General features: G+C 72.5%; 20 protein-coding genes. 14 read left to right on the top strand and 6 right to left on the bottom strand.

Annotated features, from left to right (window positions below):
- Nucleotides 1-29 precede the first annotated feature (29 nt).
- On the top strand, nt 30-1,076 hold the full coding sequence (locus WMF24_RS35325; RefSeq protein ID WP_437731850.1) for a PHP domain-containing protein: 1,047 nt from the start codon (nt 30-32) through the stop codon (nt 1,074-1,076).
- Between the two features lie 127 nt (nt 1,077-1,203).
- Here WMF24_RS35325 and WMF24_RS35320 read toward each other — a convergent pair whose 3' ends face one another.
- Nucleotides 1,204-2,166: an Rpn family recombination-promoting nuclease/putative transposase gene (locus tag WMF24_RS35320; RefSeq protein WP_437731849.1), complete on the bottom strand. Its 963-nt coding sequence runs from the start codon at nt 2,164-2,166 to the stop codon at nt 1,204-1,206.
- Nucleotides 2,167-2,322: 156 nt separating this feature from the next.
- Between WMF24_RS35320 and WMF24_RS35315 the strand changes: the two genes are divergently transcribed.
- Nucleotides 2,323-2,601, top strand: coding sequence for a hypothetical protein (locus WMF24_RS35315; protein ID WP_437731848.1), 279 nt, complete (start codon nt 2,323-2,325; stop codon nt 2,599-2,601).
- Nucleotides 2,602-2,692: 91 nt separating this feature from the next.
- Nucleotides 2,693-3,739, top strand: coding sequence for a PEGA domain-containing protein (locus WMF24_RS35310; protein WP_437731847.1), 1,047 nt, complete (start codon nt 2,693-2,695; stop codon nt 3,737-3,739).
- A gap of 161 nt (nt 3,740-3,900) precedes the next feature.
- Here WMF24_RS35310 and WMF24_RS35305 read toward each other — a convergent pair whose 3' ends face one another.
- The 3 genes from WMF24_RS35305 to WMF24_RS35295 are packed head-to-tail and all read right to left on the bottom strand — an operon-like array spanning nt 3,901 to nt 7,074.
- Nucleotides 3,901-5,118 carry a DUF790 family protein gene (locus tag WMF24_RS35305; protein WP_437731846.1) on the bottom strand — a complete coding sequence of 406 codons (1,218 nt, stop codon included), beginning with the start codon at nt 5,116-5,118 and terminating at the stop codon, nt 3,901-3,903.
- The gene (locus WMF24_RS35300) at nt 5,105-6,610 is read right to left on the bottom strand and encodes a DEAD/DEAH box helicase (RefSeq protein WP_437731845.1); all 1,506 of its coding nucleotides are present in this window, start codon (nt 6,608-6,610) and stop codon (nt 5,105-5,107) included. The genes WMF24_RS35305 and WMF24_RS35300 overlap by 14 nt, the downstream gene beginning before the upstream one ends.
- Before the next feature lie 53 nt (nt 6,611-6,663).
- Entirely contained in the window at nt 6,664-7,074 is a 411-nt protein-coding gene (locus WMF24_RS35295) for a 6-pyruvoyl trahydropterin synthase family protein (RefSeq protein WP_437731844.1), read from the bottom strand.
- A 161-nt stretch (nt 7,075-7,235) separates the two neighbouring features.
- On the opposite strand from WMF24_RS35295, the gene WMF24_RS35290 reads away from it, so the two are divergent.
- Together WMF24_RS35290 and WMF24_RS35285 are read left to right on the top strand one after the other, a co-directional pair.
- Complete coding sequence (locus WMF24_RS35290) at nt 7,236-7,832, top strand: YqgE/AlgH family protein (RefSeq protein WP_437731843.1); 597 nt, start codon at nt 7,236-7,238, stop codon at nt 7,830-7,832.
- 133 nt (nt 7,833-7,965) lie between these two features.
- On the top strand, nt 7,966-8,433 hold the full coding sequence (locus WMF24_RS35285) for a Dps family protein (protein WP_437731842.1): 468 nt from the start codon (nt 7,966-7,968) through the stop codon (nt 8,431-8,433).
- A 55-nt stretch (nt 8,434-8,488) separates the two neighbouring features.
- On the opposite strand, the gene WMF24_RS35280 is transcribed toward WMF24_RS35285, so the two are convergent.
- A complete protein-coding gene (locus WMF24_RS35280) occupies nt 8,489-9,928 on the bottom strand; it encodes an ATP-binding response regulator (protein ID WP_437731841.1) in 1,440 nt (479 codons plus the stop codon).
- Between the two features lie 143 nt (nt 9,929-10,071).
- On the bottom strand, nt 10,072-10,929 hold the full coding sequence (locus WMF24_RS35275; protein ID WP_437731840.1) for a CvfB family protein: 858 nt from the start codon (nt 10,927-10,929) through the stop codon (nt 10,072-10,074).
- A 238-nt stretch (nt 10,930-11,167) separates the two neighbouring features.
- Between WMF24_RS35275 and WMF24_RS35270 the strand changes: the two genes are divergently transcribed.
- The 9 genes from WMF24_RS35270 (at nt 11,168) to WMF24_RS35230 (ending at nt 20,884) form a co-directional block, all read left to right on the top strand.
- The gene (locus WMF24_RS35270) at nt 11,168-11,899 is read left to right on the top strand and encodes a penicillin-insensitive murein endopeptidase (RefSeq protein WP_437731839.1); all 732 of its coding nucleotides are present in this window, start codon (nt 11,168-11,170) and stop codon (nt 11,897-11,899) included.
- 224 nt (nt 11,900-12,123) lie between these two features.
- On the top strand, nt 12,124-13,869 hold the full coding sequence (locus tag WMF24_RS35265) for a hypothetical protein (protein WP_437731838.1): 1,746 nt from the start codon (nt 12,124-12,126) through the stop codon (nt 13,867-13,869).
- Nucleotides 13,870-14,063: 194 nt separating this feature from the next.
- Entirely contained in the window at nt 14,064-15,023 is a 960-nt protein-coding gene (locus WMF24_RS35260) for a DUF4202 family protein (protein WP_437731837.1), read from the top strand.
- A gap of 17 nt (nt 15,024-15,040) precedes the next feature.
- Entirely contained in the window at nt 15,041-16,111 is a 1,071-nt protein-coding gene (locus WMF24_RS35255; RefSeq protein ID WP_437731836.1) for a CgeB family protein, read from the top strand.
- 27 nt (nt 16,112-16,138) lie between these two features.
- Nucleotides 16,139-16,867 carry a sugar phosphate nucleotidyltransferase gene (locus WMF24_RS35250; protein ID WP_437731835.1) on the top strand — a complete coding sequence of 243 codons (729 nt, stop codon included), beginning with the start codon at nt 16,139-16,141 and terminating at the stop codon, nt 16,865-16,867.
- 17 nt (nt 16,868-16,884) lie between these two features.
- The gene (locus tag WMF24_RS35245) at nt 16,885-17,697 is read left to right on the top strand and encodes a TIGR04290 family methyltransferase (protein ID WP_437731834.1); all 813 of its coding nucleotides are present in this window, start codon (nt 16,885-16,887) and stop codon (nt 17,695-17,697) included.
- Nucleotides 17,694-18,581, top strand: a complete 888-nt coding sequence (locus WMF24_RS35240; RefSeq protein ID WP_437731833.1) for a glycosyl hydrolase — start codon at nt 17,694-17,696, stop codon at nt 18,579-18,581. Before WMF24_RS35245 ends, WMF24_RS35240 begins: the two co-directional genes overlap by 4 nt.
- A gap of 390 nt (nt 18,582-18,971) precedes the next feature.
- Complete coding sequence (locus WMF24_RS35235; protein ID WP_437731832.1) at nt 18,972-19,838, top strand: PIG-L deacetylase family protein; 867 nt, start codon at nt 18,972-18,974, stop codon at nt 19,836-19,838.
- Nucleotides 19,829-20,884, top strand: a complete 1,056-nt coding sequence (locus WMF24_RS35230) for a glycosyltransferase family 4 protein (RefSeq protein WP_437731831.1) — start codon at nt 19,829-19,831, stop codon at nt 20,882-20,884. Before WMF24_RS35235 ends, WMF24_RS35230 begins: the two co-directional genes overlap by 10 nt.
- Nucleotides 20,885-20,939 lie beyond the last annotated feature (55 nt).

Raw genomic sequence — 20,939 nt, 5'->3', positions numbered from 1 at the left:
TGAGGAATCGCGGACGCTGGATCGCTTGCATGATCGTCGGTGGAGCGGCGCTCCTCGGCTTCGCCTGCTGGAAGGGGAGCCTCTCCGCCGCGTCGGACGCCGCCGCCGGCCGGGAGGGGACGCCGGGCCGCCTGCGGTTCGAGAAGTCGATCGATGTGTCGGTGTTCCAGCGCGGGAACCTTCACACCCACACGTCGCTGAGCGACGGCGACAGCGAGCCGCGCGAGGTCGTCCGCTGGTACCGCAAGAACGGGTATGCGTTCGTGGCCCTCACGGACCACAACCATCGGGTCGATCCCGCGGTGTTCGAGGAGCTCCAGGCGTCGTCGACGTTCGCCGTCATCCCGGGCGAGGAGGTCACGATGACGGCGGAGGGGCGGCCCGTCCACGTGAACGCGCTCTGCACGCAGGGGACGATCGGCGGCGGGAACTTCCCCACCAAGGGCGAGGCGCTCCGGTGGGCGATCGAGCGCGTGCGGGCCGAGGGGGGCGTGGCGCTCATCAACCACCCGAATTTCGACTGGGCGCTGTCGGCGTCCGACCTCCTGGGGGCGCCTGGGGCGGAGCTGCTGGAGATCCACAGCGGGCACCCGTACGTGCACACGGAGGGCGACGCGACGCGGCCGTCGCACGAGGCGCTGTGGGACATGTTGCTGACGGCCAGGGGGGCGGCCGGCGGGGCGATCGCGGGGGTCGCGGTGGACGACATGCACCAGCTGGTGCCCGCGTCGAGCGCCCCGCCCGCGGGGCCTGGCCGCGGGTTCATCGAGGTGTTCTCCCGCGAGGTGTCGCGCGCCGCGATCTGCAGCGCGCTCGCCTGGGGCCGGCTCTACGCGTCGACGGGGGCGAGGCTGCGGAGGCTCGCGGTCGCCGACGACGCGTTCACGGTGTGGCCGAAGGCGCCGGACGCGACGGTCGAGTTCATCGGGGCCGGCGGGCGCGTGCTGGCGAAGCAGCGGCCGGTGGCGGGGCGGGCGACGTACCGGCTGCGCGGGGGCGAGCGGTACGTGCGGGCGCGGATCACGCGGCCGGACGGGAAGCGAGCGTGGACGCAGGCGTACGCCGCGGTGGAGTAGGGGCGGCGAGGACGGCGCAGCGCGAGGGGCGCATGCCGTGTGGCAGCTGATGCGCAGCCTTACTTGAAGCGCGGCGTGATACGCCCCGGCCGCTGGGCACCGTCAGGGCGTGCGGCGCGCGTCCGCCTCAGGAGTCGCTCAGCACGTCGGCCAGCGTGGCAGCGGTGAGCACGCGTTCAGACAGCCGATCGAGCTCGGTCATGTCGGCGGCGTTCACCCGCGCGACGGCATCGTCCGGCAGCGCGCCGAACCTCGCGCCGAGCTGCTTCAGCAGCATGCGCCGCTGCCCTTCCTGTCGTCCGCGTTCCACCAACATATCGGCTACCGACACGATGTCCTCCTTCCCGTCATCGCCCACCACGGCCAGGAGACGCCGCAGGACCTTGTCCGGTTCGTTGCGCTCGCTCGTGGCGAGAATATACCGCCACATCGCGCGAAGCGCCCGCGTGCCGTCGGGGACCCGGCGCACATCGCGCACCAGGTCCAGCCACTTGCCCAGCCGATCGAGCAGCTCGTCGGGCTCGCGAGCGTGCCGCAAGCACCAGAGCACCAGGCGCGCCAGGGCGCTCATGGTCCGGGCCTTCAGCGCTTCGTCCGCCTCGTGGCTGATGTCATCCAGCACGAACCGGAAGCGAGGCACGTGCTCGCCCATCGCAGCGCGTGCGTCGTCATCGAGGTCGAGCAGATCCTCGAACGACGTCCCCGCCGTCCACCCCGATTCGCTGTGGTGCAACACCACGGGCACGATCGCCGGCAGGCGCATGGCCCCGGCGTGCTCTGCCAGGTAGTGGTCCCAGATCCGCACCATGTACCGCAGCAAACGGAAGGCCATCAGCGGCTCCACCGTGCTCTGGTGCTCGAACAAGAGGTACACGAGCACGCTGGTCTTGCCCAGCGGGGCGGAAAAGAGCAGATCGCTCTGCCGCTCCTTCAGCGCTTCATCCACGAAGCTCCCAGGGCGCAGCTCCAGCGCGGTGAAGTCGATCCGCGCCGACAGCTCGGGCGACAACACGTGCCGCAGCTCCCCCGCGGCGTGCTCGACCTGCGAGAAGGCCGTCTTGAACAGCGCATCATGCGCGTTGGTATGCATCGGTCGGCCAGCACTATGACGTGCTGTTGCGGTGCCGCAAGCGTGTCTTGACAAGCGTCCTTGTGCGCGAGATCGAGTTGCGTCGCGTAATGGGCTCGGTTGCATGATCCGGTGTTGAGAGACGCTATTGCACACGAGAATGAGCCGCTCCCCGCAATGCGCTCCGCCGGTCGCCGCCGCCTCGCGCGCCCGATGTGGCCGGCGGCGACGGGCGCTCCCGGTGTGGCCGGCGGCGGCGGGCGCGTGCTGGAGCCGCAGCGGCGGCGGGCGCGCCCGGTGTGCCCGGCGGCGGCGGGCGCGTGCTGGAGCGGCCAGCGGCTCCTGACCGGCCGCGCGACCGCCCGCGTCCGCGGCGGCGGGCAGTATGTGCGGGCGCGTATCACACAGCCGGATGGAAAGCGGGCGTGGACGCAGGCCCACGGGACCGTGGCGTGACGCAGCTGCCAATTGACTTGGGATCGCCGCAGCAAGTATCTCAGAGTGCGTGCGTCGCTTCACCTCCTGGCTGCTGCCATGTGCCATCGCGATGTCCGTCGCCGGTGTCGGGAATGCGGCGAGCGCGGACGAGCCCTACGCCGATCCGGACGCGCGCGCGGCGTCGATGACGGCGGGGCTGCTGCGCCGCGCCAGGCAGGCGCAGGCGGCCGGGCGGCTGGTGGCGGCCGCGGCGACCTATGAGCGGGCGCTGGAGGCGGCGGAGGGGGCGTGGACGACCGACGCGGAGCGGGCGACCATCGCCGGGGAGCTCGGGCTGGTCGAGCTCGCGCTGGGGCGGCATCGGGACGCGGCGAGCCACCTGGCGCAGTGCCTCCAGCACCGGGGCGTGATCAGCGGATGGCTCCGCGGCCGGGTCGATGATGGCCTCCAGCGCGCCGCGAAGCGCGTGGCGACGGTCTACGTGACGACCAATCCGCCTGGCGCCGAGGTCCTGATCGACGGGCAGGCGCTCTCCCCGCCGGAGCCGGTCCACGAGGTGTTCGTGGAGCCGGGGGAGCACACCGCGCGGGCGCGGCTCGAGGGGCACGAGGAGGCGGTGAGCTCGTTCACCGCCGAGGCTGGCCTGACGCACCCGATCGTCCTCAAGCTGCGGCGCCTTCCGGAGCGCGCCGCGCGCGCGCCGGAGCCGGCCCCTGCCGCGCCGCTCTCGGCGGCTCCAGCTGCGCCTCCGGCGTCGACCTTCCCGCTGGCGGAGCTGCGCATCGGCGGGGTGGCGCTCACGACGGCGACGGTGGCGGCCGGCACGGTGTTCCTCCTGCGGTCCGGCGTCCTCCGCGACGATGTCGCCGAGCGGGAGGCCGCGCTCCGCCGCGGGGGGTGGGACCCGTCCGCGTGCGGGGGGGCGGACGCGCCGCCGGCCTGCGCCGAGCTCCGCGACACAGCCGATTCGCGGGACCTGTTCCGCGAGCTCGGGGTGGGGACGCTGGTGGCGGGCGGCGTCTTCGCGGCCGTGACGGCGGCCGCGTTCCTCACGGATCTGTCGTACCTGGCGAGCGAGCCGGCCCGCCAGGGCGTCCGCGTCGTGCCGGTGATGACGGCAGAGCGGGCGGGGGTCTTCCTTCAGGGCACGTGGTGAAGGTCGAGCCTGAACACGAGTGCTTCGTCCCGTGCTCCGCGTCCTCACGATGGGTGATGTGGTCGCGCGATCGGGCGATGGGGTGCTGTACTTTGACGATGTGATCGCGCACGAGCCCGCGCCGCTCCCCGTGGCGCGCTCCGCGCCCGGCCCCTCAGCCCTCACTCCTCCCGCTTGCCGTCCAGCCGCGCCAGCACCGCGCGCGGCGACATCGTCGCCCGGTACACGTAGATCTCCCCCGCGTCGTCCTCCCCGAGGACCTCCTCGCTCACGCGGAGCTGCTTGCCGACCGCCAGCAGGATCCTCGCCGGAAACCCCTTCCGGATCAGCTCGACGCGCCGCCACACGGCAGCTCGGCTCCAGAAGCCGAACGCCTCGAGATACACCTCCTCGCCGGTCTCCGCGTTCTGGAACACCAGGTCCGGGGCGCACACGACCTCCCCGGGCAACGCGAACAGCCGCTCGTTCTGCGCCACGCTCCACGGGGACCCGAGCTTCCTGAACCCCTCGCAGAACGCCGTCAGCTCGGGCGTCGTCTCCGCGAGCTCCCGCCCGTGGTACACGAGCCCGTCCGCCGGACCGATCTCGACCGCCATCGGCTCCTTGTCGCGGCCCCAGCGCAGGTCGGCGCGCAGCCGGAACGAGGCGCACGAGAGCACCGACGGCAGGAACATCGCGAGCCGCAGCCCGTAGCGCTGGACCGCATCGAACAGGCTGAACGGGCCGTCGAGCGCGATCGTGTAGCCCGACGCCGGATCGCCCTGGACCACGTGAATCAGCCCGTGAAACCGCGCCGCCCGGAAGATCTTCCGGTACCGCGCGGCGCTCTCCCCGTCGACGCGGATCGTCACCTGCGTCGCCCGCAGCAGGATCGACTGCGCCAGCGCCAGGTTGTACCGATCCAGCAGGATCTCCGGCGCGTCCGTCGCCGCGCGCCGGAGGATCTCCGCCCCGCGCAGGTCGGCGTAGAGCCCCGCCTCGATCGCCGCCGGCGTCGTGCCGAGCCGCGCGGCCACCTCGTCGAGCACGGCGGCGCGGTCGAACCGGGCGCGCACGTCGAGCGCGCGGTGCGCCGCCGCCGCCGCGTGGAACACCTCGCGCCGCAGCGCCTCGGGGTCGACGCCCTCCTGCACCTCGTACTCGCAGCCGTCCTCGAGCACCTTCCTGAGCCCCAGCGCGGCGACGCGATCCCGCGCGGGCACCTCCACGGCGTCGAGCGCGGCCTCGACGTCGTCGCGGCGCTCGCCCACGCGCTGCGCCAGGATCTCGAGGTACGCGCGCGCGACAGGGAGCAGGCGCTCGGCCGCCGCGCCGCGGAGGTACTGCGGCACGACAAGCCCGCCCCGCCGGCGGACCCGGACGAGATCACTGGTAAGCAACGTGCTCCCGGCGCTTGTCGCTCACCCGCTGCTCGCTCGTGCCGAGCGCCACGAGCTCGTAGAGGATCGCCGTCTTGTTCTCGCTCCGGCGCAGGATGCGGCCGAGCCGCTGCACGTGCTCCCGCACCGAGCCGCTGCCCGACAGGACGATGGCGACGTTGGCCTCGGGCACGTTCACCCCCTCGTTCAGCACCTTCGACGTGACGACCGCCGACAGCGCGCCGCGGTTGAACGCCTCCAGGATCGCGCTGCGCTCCTTCACCTTGGTCTGGTGCGTGATCGCCGGCAGCAGGAACTGCCGCGAGATCTGGTAGACCGTGGCGTTGTCCTCGGTGAACACGAGCGTCCGATCGGCGCGGTGCGCGTGCAGCAGCCGCGCGAGGACGTCGATCTTGCCGGGCGCGCACAGGGCGAGGCTCCGCTGCCTCCGGTACGCCTCGAAGGCCCGGCGGCCCGCGTCGGACTGCGAGCTCAGCAGGATGAACTGCCCCCACCCCTCGGGCATGCGGATGCCGTTCGCGCGCAAGAACCCGATGTACACGGCGCGCGCGGCCTCGTACGCGGCGCGCTCGCCGTCCGACAGCGGCACCTCGAGCCGGACGACGTCGTAGGCCGCCAGGTACTGCCCGGAGAGCTCGGTGATCTCCCGCCGGAAGACGATCGGACCGATGAGCTCGTCGTAGCCGCGCCCGTCGGCGCGCTCCGGGGTCGCCGTCAGGCCGAGGCGGAAGGGCGCGAGGCACATCTTCGCGGCGAGCGCGTACGAGGGGCTCGGCAGGTGGTGGCACTCGTCGAAGATCACGAGGCCGAAGCGCGCGCCGAGCCGGTCCATGTGCAGGTGCGCGGAGTCGTAGGTGGTCACCGTCAGGTCGAGGACGTCGTTGTACCCGCCGCCGAGCAGGCCGATCGGGACGCCGAACGCGGCGGAGAGGCCGTCGTACCACTGGTTCAGGAGGTCGAGGGTGGGGACGACGACGAGCGTGCTGCGCTGCCGCGCGGCGATCGCGAGCGTCGCGACGAACGTCTTGCCCGCGCCCGTGGGGAGCACGACGACCCCGCGGCTGCGACGGGCGGCCCACGCCTCGAGCGCCTCGCGCTGATAAGGAAACGGGTCGTGCTTGGCGAGCGGCGTGAGCGGGAGCGCCTCGTACCTGCGCGCGCTGTCCGTGAACGGGACGCCGCGGGCGCGCAGCCTCAGGACGAGCTCGGCATAGTCGATCGCCGGCACGCGGTAGACGCGCTCGCGCGCGTCCCACCGGCAGGAGGCCGGCAGGCACGCGGGGTCGAGCGGCTCGCCCACCGCGGACGCGCGCGGGCCGTCGCCGCCGTCGCCGCCGTCGTCACCCTCGTCACCTTCAGGTTCCTCCGCGGAGCGCGCGCCGGCGTCCTCGGCCGCCGGCGCCAGCCCCGGCCGCGGGGCGATGCCCTCGATGCGGAGGGTGCCGCCCTGGAAGGTCAAGACGATCGGCGCTGTGCGGACCGGCTCGGTCATCGGCCGCTCTTTTGCCGCGTACTCGGCGGCGTGCCAAGCGGAGACAGCGGCGGTCAGGCCAGCTCGGCCGGCATGATCGAGGCGCCGCGGATCGGCGCGCGGTACCGTACCCACACGAGGGGGGACTCGTGCAGCGTGATCGTGAGGGCGGTGCCGGCGGTCACCGGGAGCTTGCGGCCGAGCTCGCGGTGGATGTGGCGCGCGATGAGCTCCGGCGTCGAGCGCTTGCCCTCGAACGCGGGGTGCTCGTCGAGGTTTCGGTAATCGATCTCGGCGAGCACGCTGCGCAGGCTGTCTCGGAGCACGCTCGTCTCGATGACCTGGCCCAGGGGCGAGAGCTCCTCGCGGTCCACCTCGACGGTGACCGTGTAGGTCGCGCCGTGCAGGCGCTGCGCAGGGCCGAACTGCTCCCCCTTCAGGCTGTGGGCCACCATGATGTGATCGCGGACGCCGACCGTGTACATGCCCGCACTATACTCGTCGTCACGGCGCCCGCGGGAGATCCCAATCGCCTGTCGCGGCGCGCGGGAGTAAGGTGCGGACGGTCCCCGCAAGCCCACCGCCTGGGCGGGCGGGTCCGTGCGGGACGCAGTGACCGGTTGACCGCTGAGAGGGAGGATCGCGGATGAACAGCGAAGCGAGCGTGCTGGCCCCAGGGTTCCTCATCGCGTCGCCGCCCCTCGGCGATCCGAACTTCGACAAGACGGTGGTGCTGCTGGCGGTGCACAGCGAGGGCGGGGCGCTGGGCTTCGTCGTGAACCGGCCAGCGCCGATGTCGCTCGGCGAGCTCCTGGCGTTCGCGGGGTATGGCAGCGACCTCAAGGACCCTGCGCCCGTCTACCTCGGCGGGCCGGTACAGCCGAGCTCGGGGTGGATCCTGTGCCTCGATCCCGCGCTCGGGGCCGAGGAGTCGGGCGTCATCCCGGTGGGCTCCCGGGTGCGGGTCACGTCGTCGAGGAGCGCGTTCGACGCGCTCGCGGCCGACGCGGTGCGCGGCACGGCCGCCGCCGATCCGCGGCGCAGGACGGTGCTCCTCGGCTACAGCGGGTGGGGGCCCGGCCAGCTCGAGCGGGAGATCGCCGCCGGCGCGTGGCTGCCCGTGCCCCTCGACGAGCGGATCCTGTTCGACGTGGCCGCGGACCGGCGCTGGGAACAGGCGTATGCGCTGCTCGGGCTCAGCCCGATGGAGGTCATGTCGATGCGTACGATCGGCGAGGCGTGACGCGGATTGACGCGGGGACGGCAAGGACGAACCTTGCGGGACGCGTCAAGAACGCGCAGGGCGCCGCGCGGGCCTTCACCTCCGCCGCATACGGCCCATCTGGCCTGGAGCGCACGAGACGAGAGGAGCCATCATGGAGATCAACATCGGAATCGATGCCAAGAACCGCGAGCAGATCGGAACGGGGCTGGGCCGTGTGCTCGCGGACACCTACACATTGTATCTCAAGACGCACAATTTCCACTGGAACGTCACCGGGCCCATGTTCCAGACGCTTCACCTCATGTTCGAGCAGCAGTACAACGAGCTGGCGCTCGCCGTGGACCTCATCGCCGAGCGCATCCGCGCCCTCGGCCTGCCCGCGCCGGGGACGTACAAGCAGTTCGTTGCGCTCTCCTCCATCAAGGAAGAGGACGGCATTCCGAAGGCCACCGACATGATCAGGCGCCTCGTCGAAGGGCACGAGACGGTCGCCCGCACCGCGCGCGAGGTCTTCCCCCTGGCCGAGGCGGCCAACGATCAGCCGACCTGCGACCTGCTCACCCAGCGCCTCCAGCTCCACGAGAAGACCGCGTGGATGCTGCGCAGCCTGCTCGAGTGACTCCCTGCCTCCCGGCCCCGCCGCGCGGCCCCATCACGCGGTAGCCGCGGCGCGCTCAGCCCGGCGGGGCGGGCGCCGCCCTGCGGCTGCGCGGCAGGCGGACCCAGAAGCGGCTGCCCCGTCCCGGGTGGCTCTCGACGCCGACCTCGCCGCCGTGGGCCTCGACGATCTCCCGCACGATCATGAGCCCCAGCCCCGTCCCGCCGACGCTGTGATCGGCGCGCTTGTAGCGCTGGAACAGCGTGGCCGCGATCTCCGGCGCGACGCCGACGCCCGTGTCCTCGAGCGACACCTCCACGTGGCGCGGCGCCACCTCGACCCGCGCCGCGATCGCGCCGCCCGGGGGCGTGAACTTGATGGCGTTGCCGATCAGGTTGGAGAGCACCTGGGCGAGGCGCCGCCGATCGCCGAGCACCGAGGCGCCCTCGCAGCGGGCCGGACCGGAGAAGGCGTGGCCCTTCTTCTCGAGCAGCGGGCGGAAATCCTCGACCGTGTCCGCGATGAGGCGCACGAGATCGACCTCCTCGCGGGCCATGCGGTGCTTCGCGTCCTCGAGGCTCGCGAGCTCGAGGAAATCGTTGATCATGAACACGAGCGATCGCAGGCGGGCGTCGAGCTTCTGGACGTCCTCGAGCAGCGAAGGGCTCTTCGCGAGCTCCTCGCTGTCGAGCATGCTGGTGATCCGCAGCGTCATCGCGTTGAGGGGCGTGCGCAGGTCGTGCGCGATGATGGAGTAGAAGTCGAGCCGCCGCTCGTCGAGGAGGCGCCGCTCCGTGACGTCGCGCAGCGACACCATCGTCCTCGCGGCGCCCTGCCCCGAGAGCACGCGGAGCGTCGGAGAGAAGACCCTGCCGCGGATCTCCACGTCCGGGGTGGGAAACGTGGACTCGCCGGTGAACAGCTCCGGCTCGTTCACGGGGAGGCCGGGGATGAGCTCCGAGATGGGCCGCCCGATCACGGCGCTGGGCGGGACGCCGAGCGCGACGACGGCCGCGTCGTTCACGAAGCCGAGGCGCCCCTCGGCGTCGATGACGAGCAGCGGATCGGGGGCTGTCTCGAGCAGCCTGCGATTCTCCGCCTCGGCCTGCTCCGCGCGCTCGAGCAGCGCCCGCCAGCGGACGAGGGACGCGACGCGCGCGCGCAGCTCCTCGTCCTCGTACGGCTTCGCCAGATAGTCGTTGGCGCCCGCGGAGAGCCCCTCGACGATCTGGTTCGTGTGGCGGCGCGCGGTGAGCAGCAAGATACCGAGCTTCTGGGCCCCCACGGGCTCGGAGCGCAGGAATCGACACACCTCGAGGCCGCTGACGTCCGGCATGATCCAGTCGAGGACCATCACGTCCGGCGCCGCGCAGGACGAGAACCGCTCGAGCGCCGTGGACCCGTCGAGGAGCACCTCCACGTCGTGCTCGGAGGCGAGCACGCGACGCGCCCGCTCGGCGTCGACAGGGCTGTCGTCGACGACCCAGACGCGGCGCCGCGAGGGACCTGTGCTCATCCGGCGCCGATCCTAGTGGGCGAAGGTGGGCAGCGTCAATGCGCTCACCGGCGCTGCGTGCCGCGTCGCCGCCGCGCGCGCGAGCGTGAATGACCGGACGAACACAGCCGACGTCGCGCGAGGGCGGAGGGCAGGCGCCCGGATCAGCGCCGGGAGCACACGACGAAGCCGTCGCGATCGATCGCGACCGCGCGCTCCTTCAGGAGGCGGCCGACGGCGCGCTTGAAGGCCTTCTTGCTCAGGCCGAAGAGCGCCCGGATCTCCTCGGGGCTCGAGCGGTCGCCGACCCGCGGCGCGCCCGGGCGCGACAGGCGCGCCAGGATCTTCTGCGCGTCGCCCTCGACCTCCTCGTGGGCGTGGCCGCGCAGCGACAGCTCGATCTTCCCGTCGGGCAGCACGCTCGTCACGCGGAACCGCGCTGCCTCGCCGCGCGAGAGCGGGTGCGGCTCGTCCGCGGGGACGAGGCCGACGAACCGGCGCTCGACGATGACGAAGAGGCCGAGGTCCGGCTCGTTGCGCCACGCCTCGCCCTCGACCCACTCGTCCAGATCGAACTCGCCCCCGTCGCTCAGCATCTCGCTCACGCGCATCGTGCCGGCGAGGCGCCCGGTCCTGTCCACGATGAGCCCCACCGGGTGCCGCTGGCCGATCTGCAGGTCGCGGGTCTGCTCCGCGCGCGGCACGAGCAGCTCCTTCGGCAGGCCCCAGTCGACGAACGCGCCGAACGGCGCCACGTCGGTCACCTCGAGAAAGGCGACCTCGCCGAGCGTGAGCCGCGGCCGGCGCGCCGTCGCGATGGGGCGATCCTCCGAGTCGAGGTGAACGAACACATCGAGCGCGTCTCCCTCCCTCGCGCCCTCGGGCACCTCGCCGCGCGGCAGGAGGAGCACCGGCGCGTCCGGGCGCAGGTCGTCCGGATCGGGCGACAGGAAGGCGCCCGGCGGGCCGAACCGCCGTATCGGCAAGGTGGCCGTGCGTCCGAGGAGATCGTCGTAGGGCATCGGCGCGCAGTCTTGCACACGCCGGGCGGCGCGTCGCCGCGGTGTTGCGGCGCGGCCCCTCCGCCCGCCCGCATCCTTGCCAGGCACGTGCCCAGATCCTCGCCAGGTACGTGCCCGATACGTGCCCAGATACGTCGACGATGCGTGGGAGTCGGACCTTCACGAGCTGACGAATCCTCCGGGCTGCGCGCCGCGCAGCGCCTCGACCGCCGGCGGGGAGCTTGATAGACAAGGGCGGATGTCCCGGGTGCTCCGCCGGTTCCCGAGGCGCCTCGCGCTCGCCGCCGGCCTCCTCCTCCTCGCGCCGGTCGTCGTGGCGCACGGCCGCGTCTGGCTCGACGACGCGGCGCCCTCGCAGAGCGCCGGCAGCCCGGCGCAGGGCCGCCTCGTGCACGGCCACCCGCTCCCGCCCTCGGGGCCGGGCCACGTGACGTATTCCTACCTGGGCGCGAGCCTCGGCCGCCAGTACGTGCACGGCGCGGTGCGCGACGCGCTGCTCGACGCCTTCGCCGCGGTCGCGGCCGCGAGGCCCGGGCGCCGCTTCGTCGTGGGGGAGACGGGCCACCGGCGGGGAGGCCCGTTCTGGCCGCACCGCACGCACCAGAACGGGCTGAGCGCAGACATCTTCGTCCCGCTGCGCGACGGCGCGGGGCGCCCCGAGGACGTGGCGACGTATCCCTGGAACAAGCTCGGTTATGGCCTCGAGCTCGACGCCCAGGGCCGCCTCGGCGACCTGACCATCGATTTCGACGACCTCGCGCGGCTCCTCTCGGCGCTCGACGAGAAGGCCAGATCGAGGGGGCTCCGCGTCCAGCGCATCCTCGTCGCGCCCGAGTACGTGCCGTTGCTCCTCGCGAGCCCCGCGGGCCGCAAGCTGGGCGCGCTCTCGGGGGCGATCGTCCGCGGCCAGGTCTGGTGGCGCCACGACGAGCACGTGCACATCGACTTCGCGATCCGCGCCCAGCGCTGAGCGGCCAGCCCGCGCTCCCGCCCGGGGCCGCCCCACGGCGGCCGGCGCTGCAGCGCATCCCCGCTTGGCATCGCCCCGCGCCCGCCCCACGCAGCGAAGGCAGCCCGGGAGACCGAGCACCACGCCGGTGCGCGGGCCGGGCTGCGGACACCGCTCCTTGCGGCTCGGGCGAGCTCATGGGAGGCAGCCCGGCGCATGCGAGCCGACCTTCGCGCACACGACCCATGACAGACAGCTCCGGATACCGCATGTACGTCTTCCGCAGCGGCCGCCGCGACGTCCCGGGTCGGCGGCTCGTCGATGAGCTCGCCGCCGACCTGCGGGCGCTCGACGCCCCCGGCGGCGATCTCCGCCGCGCCGTCGTGCTCCGCGCCCTGATCCGCGCCGGCGAGCTCGAGTCGATCCTCGCCGACGCCGGCGCGGCGGGCGCCCCGCTGCTGGCACAGCTCACCGACGATCTCGCCGCGCTGCTCGTCGGCGGCGCGGACGCGATCCCCGACGGTCAGACGTCTGGCCGTCCGTGGTCAGACGTCTGGCCACGGACGGCCAGACGTCTGACCACGCCGGAGACCCTCGCGGCCCTCGCGGCGCTCACGTCCCGCGACGTCCCGGCGACCGTGCCGACCTCGCCGCCCGAGGGGTTCTCGTTCTACGCGCTGCACCCGCTGGATTTCGCCCGCCTCGCCGAGCGGCTCGCCGCCTCGCCGGCGCCGGTCCGGGTCGTCGGCGTCCGCAGCATCGGCACCACCCTGAGCGCGGTGACCGCCGCGGCGCTCCGCCGCCGGGGGATCCGGGCCGACCGCACCACCGTGCGCCCCGCCGGCCACCCTTACGATCGCCGCGTCGAGCTTGCCGCCGGACAGCGCCGCTGGGTCGAGGACGGCATCGCCGAGGGCGCGCAGTTCTGGGTGACGGACGAGGGGCCGGGCCTCAGCGGCTCCTCGTTCCTCTCCACGGGCGACGCGCTGACCGGCGCCGGCGTCCCCCGCGGGAACATCGTTTTCCTCGGCTCCCGTGAGCCCGACCCCGACGCGCTCGTCGCGCCGGACGGCGCCCGCCGCTGGCGGTCGTTCCGCGCGGAGCGCGTCGAGTACGGAAAGCACGTCCCGGCCGACATGGGCGAGTTCATCGGCGGCGGGCAGTGGCGCCGCCGCCTCTATGAGGACGAGTCGCGGTGGCCGCCCTCCTGGACGGCCATGGAGCGCTTCAAGTGCCTTTCCCGTGACGGCAGCCGGATTCTCAAGTTCGAGGGCATGGGGCGTTACGGGGCCGAGTGCCTCGAGCGGGCCCGCGGCGTCTTCCAGGCCGGCTTCGGGCCGGAGCCGCGCGACGAGGGCCAGGGCTTCGTCTCGTATCCGTGGCTCCCCGGCCGGCCGCTCCAGGCAGACGACCTGTCCGCGTCCGTCCTGGAGCGCCTCGCCGACTACTGCGCCTTCCGCGCCTCGGCCTTTCCCCTCCCGGGCAGCCCGAGCTGCGCCGTCGAGGAGCTCATTACGATGGCTCATCACAATTTCTCGACGGAGATGGGAAAAGATCTTCCGGGGACGCTCCACCTGGAGATGGCCTGTCCCGTGCTCGTCGATGGCAAGATGGATCCGCACGAGTGGCTCGGGTCCTCGTCTGGCGAGCTCTTCAAGGTGGACGCGTCCGGGCACGGGGACGATCATTTCCTCCCCGGCCCCGCGGACATCGCCTGGGATCTCGCCGGGGCGATCGTCGAGTGGGGGATGGCGCCCGACGCGCGGCGCGCGTTCATCGACCGCTACCGGCGGCGCTCCGGCGACGACCCCGAGCCGCGGCTCTCGGCCTATCTCCTGGCCTACGCGCTGCTGCGCCTCGGCCACGCCGCGATGGCCGCCGTGTCGCTGCCGGACGACGGTGAGGCGCGGCGCCTCCAGGCCGCGCGACAGCGGTATCGCGCCGCGCTCGAGGACCTTGTCCGCGAAACGCGCACTCCCGTCCTCGGGTAGCGCCGCGGGCGCGCTACGGCCACCACGTCTGGAGATCACTTGTTTCCCGACGCTCCTGTACGGGATTTCCGCGATGGTGCATCGACCCCGGCGGAGATAGGTTCACGGCGCCGTACGTCTGTTCGTCCGCGGCAGCCAACCTCGCGGAAGCCGTTCGCGCTCCACGCCCGTAGCTGACCGAAGAACGCACGCTCATGCTCAAGCGCCTGATCCTCGTTGCCGGCCCAAGTTCGAGCAGCGATGACCCCTCGGTCCGCCGGACACCGCTGCTGTCTCCCGCCGACAGGGCGGAGCTCTCCCGGGAGTTTCCCGGCGTGGAGATCGACGCGCCGTCTCCGCCCGGGGGCGAGCCCCAGGCCGCGATCGACGCCCGCGCGTGGCGCGCCGCGGCGCTCGATCTCTGGGCGCTCGACACCCACCTTCACGCGATCGACGCCCGCGGCCTCTTCGCTCTCCGGATCGAGGGGATCGCGCCGGAGATGGCCGCCCGGACGGCCTACGAGGTGCTCACCCGCTGCCAGCGCTTCATCCGCCGGAGGAACCTCGCCTCCGCGACCGCGGTCTTCGCCCGGGCCCTCGCGCGGCACAGGGAACTTTACGACCTCGACAGGCCGCTCGTCCGGGCGGACCACGATCATGCGATCGACGTGTGGCAATGGATGCTCCGCCTCGACCCGCGCGCCAGCGTCGCGGCCCAGGCGGCGGCGCTCTTCCACGACGTGGAGCGGCTCGTCTCCGAGGCGAACGTCCGGATCGAGCACCGCGCCCCCGATTACCAGGCCTTCAAGGACGAGCACGCGCGGCGCGGGGCGGCCCTCGCGTGCGCCGCGCTCGCCGACGTCGGGCTCGCGCCCGAGGTCCTCGAACGCGTGGGCGTGCTCGTCGGCGCGCACGAGCGGCCGGGGGACGACCCCGAGCTCGCCTTGCTCAACGACGCCGACGCGCTCTCGTTCTTCTCGCTGAACAGCGGCGGGTTCCTCGATTACTACGGGCCCGAGCACACGCGCGCCAAGGTGGCGTACACGCTCCGCCGCCTCCGCCCGGAGGCGAGGGCGCTGTTGCCGCGGATCCGCTGCCGCCCCGAGGTGGAGGCGATGATCCTCGGCGAGCCGAGGAGGACGGCGGCGCCGGCTGCGGCAGAGACGCAGGCATAGAGGAGGTCCCGCGCGTCATGAAGCTCGTCATTTTCGGTCTGACGATCAGCTCGTCCTGGGGCAATGGCCACGCCACGCTGTGGCGCGGCGTCATCTCGGCCCTCGGGCGGGCCGGGCACCGCGTCACCTTCTTCGAGCGCGACGTCCCGTATTACGCCGCGCACCGGGATCTGTCCTCGCTCCCCCACGGCAACGAGCTCCGTCTCTATGCCTCGTTCGAGGACGTCCTTCCCGACGCGCGGCGCGCTGTCGCCGAGGCCGACGCGGCGATGGTGACCTCGTACTGTCCCGACGGCGCCCTCGCGACGGAGGTGGTCCTCGAGTCGCGCGGTCTCAAGGTCTTCTACGATCTCGACACGCCGGTGACGCTGGATCGGATCAACGCCGGGCAGTCGGTGGGTTACATCGGCCCGCGCGGCCTCGTCGATTTCGACTGCGTGCTCAGCTACACCGGCGGCGAGGCGCTCGCGCAGCTCCAGGCGAAGCTCGGCGCCCGGAGGGTGTTCCCGCTGTACGGCAGCGCGGATCCGGAGGTACACCGCCCGGTCGCGCCGCGCGAGGAGCTCCGCGGGGATCTCTCGTACCTGGGCACGTACGCCGCCGACCGCCAGCAGGCGCTCTCCACGCTGTTCCTCGAGGCGGCGAGGCGGCTCCCGGACAGGCGCTTCGTGATCGGCGGCTCGCTGTATCCCGAGGATTTCCCCTGGGCGCCGAACATCTATTACATGCGGCACGTGGCGCCGCCGGATCACCCGGCGTTCTATTGCTCCTCGCCGCTGACGCTCAACGTGACGCGCGGCGCGATGGCGGCGATGGGCTACTGTCCTTCCGGCCGCCTCTTCGAGGCGGCCGCGTGCGGCACGCCGATCCTGAGCGACAGCTGGGAGGGGCTCGACGCGTTCTTCACGCCGGGGAAGGAGATCCTCGTGGCGCGGACGACGGACGAGGCGGTCGAGGCGCTCTCGCTGCCTCCGGGCGAGGTCGCGGCCATCGCGCGCGCGGCGCGGGAGCGGGTGCTCGCGGAGCACAGCGCGGCGCGGCGCGCGGCGGAGCTCGTGGCGATCCTCGAGTCGGTCCCGGCTCGATGAAGGACGCGTGAAGGAAAGGAGAGGACGATGTGGGGAGTGATTCCGGCGGCGGGCCTGGGGAGCAGGATCCAGCCGCTCGCGTTCTCGAAGGAGCTGCTCCCGGTGGGCACGCGCAAGGACGGCGACGTGGAGCGGCCGCGCGCTGTCAGCGAGTACCTCATCGACAGGATGATCCTCGCCGGCGCGGACAAGATCTGCATGGTGATCTCGCCCGGCAAGTCGGATATCGTCGAGTACTACGGCGCGAACGTCGGGCCGGCGCACATCTGCTATGTCGTGCAGCCGGTCGCCGCCGGGCTGTGCGACGCCATCTTCCGGTCATTGCCCTGGATCCAGCCGGAGGAGGAGGTCCTCGTCGGGCTCCCGGACACCGTCTGGTTCCCGGAGCACGGGCTGCGCGCGCTCGACGGCGGGGGCCTCTCGTTCCTGCTCTTTCCCGTGGAGCACCCCGAGTTCTTCGACGCCGTCGTGACCGACGAGCGGGGCAAGGTGCTCGAGATCCAGGTCAAGCAGCGGGACGCGCGGTCGCAGTGGGTCTGGGGCGCCTTCAAGCTGACGGGGGCGGTGATGCGGGAGCTCCACGACCTCTGGTGCGAGCGCGGGCAGCAGGAGCCGTACATCGGGACGCTCGTGAACGAGTACCTCGCGCGCGGCGGCAGCGCGCGGGCGGTGCGGGCCGGCGAGGCGTATGTCGACGTGGGGACGCTGCACGGCTACCGAGAGGCCATGCAGCTCCTCAGCGGCGCTGTCGTGTGAAGCGTGAAGGAGGAGCGATGGAGCGGAGCGTGCGGAGCGTTGATGGCACGGCGAAGTTGACCCGCGAGCAGATCCAGGAGCGCGTGCGCGGGCTCGGGCGGTGGTTCCACAACATCGATCTCGGCGGCGTGAAGACGGCGCCGGACCATTTCCTCGGCGATTACCCCGCGTTCAAGTGGAAGAGCTTCGCCCACGCCATCCCGGCCGATCTCACGGGCAAGACGGTGCTCGACATCGGGTGCAACGCGGGCTTCTACTCGCTCGAGATGAAGCGCCGGGGCGCGGCGCGCGTGCTCGGGATCGACAGCGATGACGACTACCTGGCGCAGGCCCGCTTCGCGGCGGAGGTCTCCGGGGCGGACATCGAGTTCCGGAACCTCTCCGTGTACGACGTGGGCAGCCTGGGAGAGCGGTTCGACATCGTGCTCTTCATGGGCGTCCTGTACCACCTGCGCCATCCGCTCCTCGCGCTCGATCTGCTGCACGAGCACGTCGTGGGGCACACGCTCGTGTTCCAGAGCATGCAGCGCGGGAGCGCCGAGGTGACGCCGCTGGAGCAGGACTATCCGTTCTCCGAGAAGCGGATCTTCGACGAGGCGGGCTATCCCCGGATGCACTTCGTGGAGCACAGCTACTCGCACGACCCGACGAACTGGTGGGTGCCCAACCGGGCCTGCGCGGAGGCGATGCTGCGGAGCGCGGGGTTCGAGATCGTGAACCACCCCGAGCCCGAGGTCTACATCTGCCGGCGCCGCGAGAGGGCGGACGGCGCGCCCGGCGCCGTGGTTCCGGCCAGCCGGGGCGCCACGACGAAGGGAGAGCAGGGATGATCGAAGCCGTGATGCTCTGGAACGAGCCCAACAACAAGTCGCACTGGGATTTCGAGATCGATCCCGAGTGGACGACGTATGGGTCGATGGTGAAGCTCGCCGCGGACGCCATCCGGGCCGAGCGCCCGGGGCTGCCGCGGGTGCTTGGCGGCATCTCGCCGATCGATCCTGCGTTCATCGCGAACATGGGCCGCCAGGGCGTGCTCGATCACGTCGACGTCGTCGCGGTGCACGGCTTCCCCCTCGACTGGAACCACTGGCAGATCCACGAGTGGCCGAGCAAGCTCGAGGAGATCCGCGCGGTGACGGACAGGCCGCTCTGGATCACGGAGATTGGCGTCTCCACGTTCGGCGCCGAGGAGGTGCAGGAGTTCGGCCTCAAGCGGAGCGCCGAGCTCTTGCGGGGCAAGGTCGACCGGGTCCACTGGTACAGCCTCTACGATCTGCCGCGCGCGTGGCCGGCGACGACGCGTCATCGGGAGGCCGAGGGGTCGTCGTACTACCGGCATTTCTACATGGGGCTCCTCCGCGAGGACGGGACGCCGAAGCGCGCGCTGCGGCTCTTCCCCGAGTACACGCCCGATTTCGGCCTGTGCCAGTGGTTCCATTTCGAGGATCACCGGCTCGACGACGCGGTGGAGTGGCTGAAGAAGCTCGGGGTGCGCCACCTCCGCACCGGCCTGAGCTGGGCCGACAGCTTCCGCCCCGGCGCGGAGGCCTGGTTCGACCGGCAGATGAAGGCGATCGAGCCGTTCGACGTGACGCTCACCTACTGTTTCACGCCGGAGCACGCCGGCGTCCGGCCGCACCACACGAGCCCCCCGCAGCGCATCGAGGAGTTCGCGGAGTTCTGCGCCCGGATGACGCGGCGGTACGTGGGATAAACGGCAGCTTTGCTGTCGAACCGGGCGATCCTCGCGATTCAAGACACACAATGGCCTGTCGTCCCGGGGTGCGCGAAGCGCGCGCGGCCGGCTCCTCGGCGCGCGTCGCCGTGGCCTGCGGGCGGTCCTCGAGGCGACGTCCGGACCCGTCCAGGTCGTCTGTCCGCGCTTCCTGCGCGCGTCTGGCGCGCTGCGGCGCGCTTTGGTAGGGTGGAGATCGTCGAGCGTTGCTCCCGGATCACCTGACGTTGCGCACCTGAGGTGGCCCATGTCCCACGTCGCGAGCACCTTGAAGCGAGAGAGGGCCGAGGAACACCGCGGCACCGCGGCGGCGCCGGATCGGCGACTCGAGGCGCACGGCGCGCCGGCGGCAGCCGCAGGGGCATCGCCGTGAACCTCGCGTTGCTGCGTCGCCAGGGCCGCGACACCACGGAGCTCGCGTGGCCGCCGTTCACGTGGCTCTCGTCGGGCCGGGCGCCGCGCTGCCTCGTCGTCCTTGCGCATCCGGACGACGAGACCATCGGGCTCGGCGCGCGGATCGGCCGGCTCGATCCGATCGAGGTGATCCACGTGACCGACGGCGCGCCCCGCGACAGCCGCTTCATGCCGGCGGAGCTCGCGGACCTCGGGCGCGAGCGCTACACGGAGATCCGGCGCGTCGAGGTGACCCGCGCGCTCGCCGTGGCCCACGTTCCCGCGTCGAGGCTGAGGTGCCTCGGCGCGGTCGACCAGGAGGCCATCGAGGAGGCCCCGAGCCTCGCGCGCAAGCTCGTCGAGCTGTTTGCCCGGACGCGGCCCGAGGTGGTGATCACCCACCCGTACGAGGGTGGTCACCCCGATCACGACGCGGCGGCGCTCGCCGTGCACTCGGCCGCGGTGCTCGCCCACGCGAACGGCGTCAAGGCGCCGCTGATCTTCGAGGCGGCCTCGTACAACGCGGCGCGCGGTCACCTCGTCACCGGCGAGTTCCTCCCGTATCCCAATGTCCCCGAGATCGCCCTCCGGCTCTCGGACGAGGAGTCCGCGCAGAAGCGCGCCATGCTGGACTGCTTCGCCAGCCAGAAGGAGACGCTCGCCCCGTTCGGCGCGGAGGTCGAGCGGTTCCGGCCTGCGCCCGCGTACGATTTCCGGCGCCCGCCGCACGAGGGGACGCTCCATTACGAGCGCCTCGGCTTTCCGGTCGACGGCGCGCGCTGGCGGAAGCTCGCCGTCGAGACGCTCACGCTGCTCGGCCTCGGGCGAGAGCGATGTCTCTGACGGTCCTGCACGTCGGTTATCCGCTCGCGCCCGTGGGGCCGGATGCCGTCGGCGGCGCCGAGCAGGTGCTCTCGATGCTCGACGAGGCGCTCTCGCGCGCCGGGCACCGGTCGATCGTCGTCGCGCCGGAGGGCTCCACGTGCGCGGGGACGCTGGTCCCGACGCCCGCGCCGCCGCCTGGCGCGGTCCTCGACGGGGCGGCCAGGGAGCAGGCGTGGCGCCATCACCGGAGCGCCATCGCGCGGGCGCAGGATCGGTATCCGATCGATCTCGTCCACCTGCACGGGGTCGATTTCGATCGTTATCTGCCCGAGCCCGGCGTGCCGGTGCTCGCCACGTTGCACCTGCCGCCGAGCTTCTATTCGCCCTCGGTCTTCCGGCTCGAGCGCTCGAGGACGTTCCTTCATTGCGTCTCCGCGACGCAGCGGCGCGCCTGTCCGCCGGGGGCGCGGCTGTTGCCCGAGGTCCCGAACGGCGTGCGGCTCGAGCATTACCGGCCGCGGCGGCACAAGCGCGGCTTCGCGCTCGCGCTGGGCCGCATCTGCCCGGAGAAGGGGTATCACGTGGCCGTGGAGGCGTCGGTCCGCGCCGGGACACCGCTGCTCATCGCCGGGCAGGCGTTCGGCTACGAGGAGCACACGCGGTACCTGCGGGAGGTGCTCTTGCCGATGCTGGGCGGGGCCGGGCCGGTGCGGCGCTTCATCGGCCCGATCGGCCTCGTCCGGAAGCGCCGCCTGCTCGCGGCGGCCCGGTGCCTGCTGGTGCCGAGCCTTGTCCAGGAGACGAGCTCGCTGGTCGCGATGGAGGCGCTGGCCTCGGGCACGCCGGTGATCGCGCTGCGCGGCGCCGGCGCGCTGCCGGAGATCGTGGAGCACGGCCGGACGGGGTTCCTCGTGGACGGCGCGGCGGAGATGGCCGAGGCGATCGCGCGGGTGGGCGAGCTCGATCCGGCGGCGTGCCGGCGCGCGGCCGAGGAGCGGTTCTCGGCGGCGCGGACGGCGGCGGCGTACGTCGAGACGTACCGCCGGGTCCTGCGCGAGGGGTGAGCGGGAGGGCCGGGGGGCGCGGGGGGGCCTCGCTGTCCCGGGGCGCGGCCCTCGT

This window comes from Sorangium sp. So ce1335 (assembly GCF_051521615.1).
Classification (GTDB): Bacteria; Myxococcota_A; Polyangia; order Polyangiales; family Polyangiaceae; genus Sorangium.
This window is presented reverse-complemented; position numbering and strand designations above follow the sequence as displayed.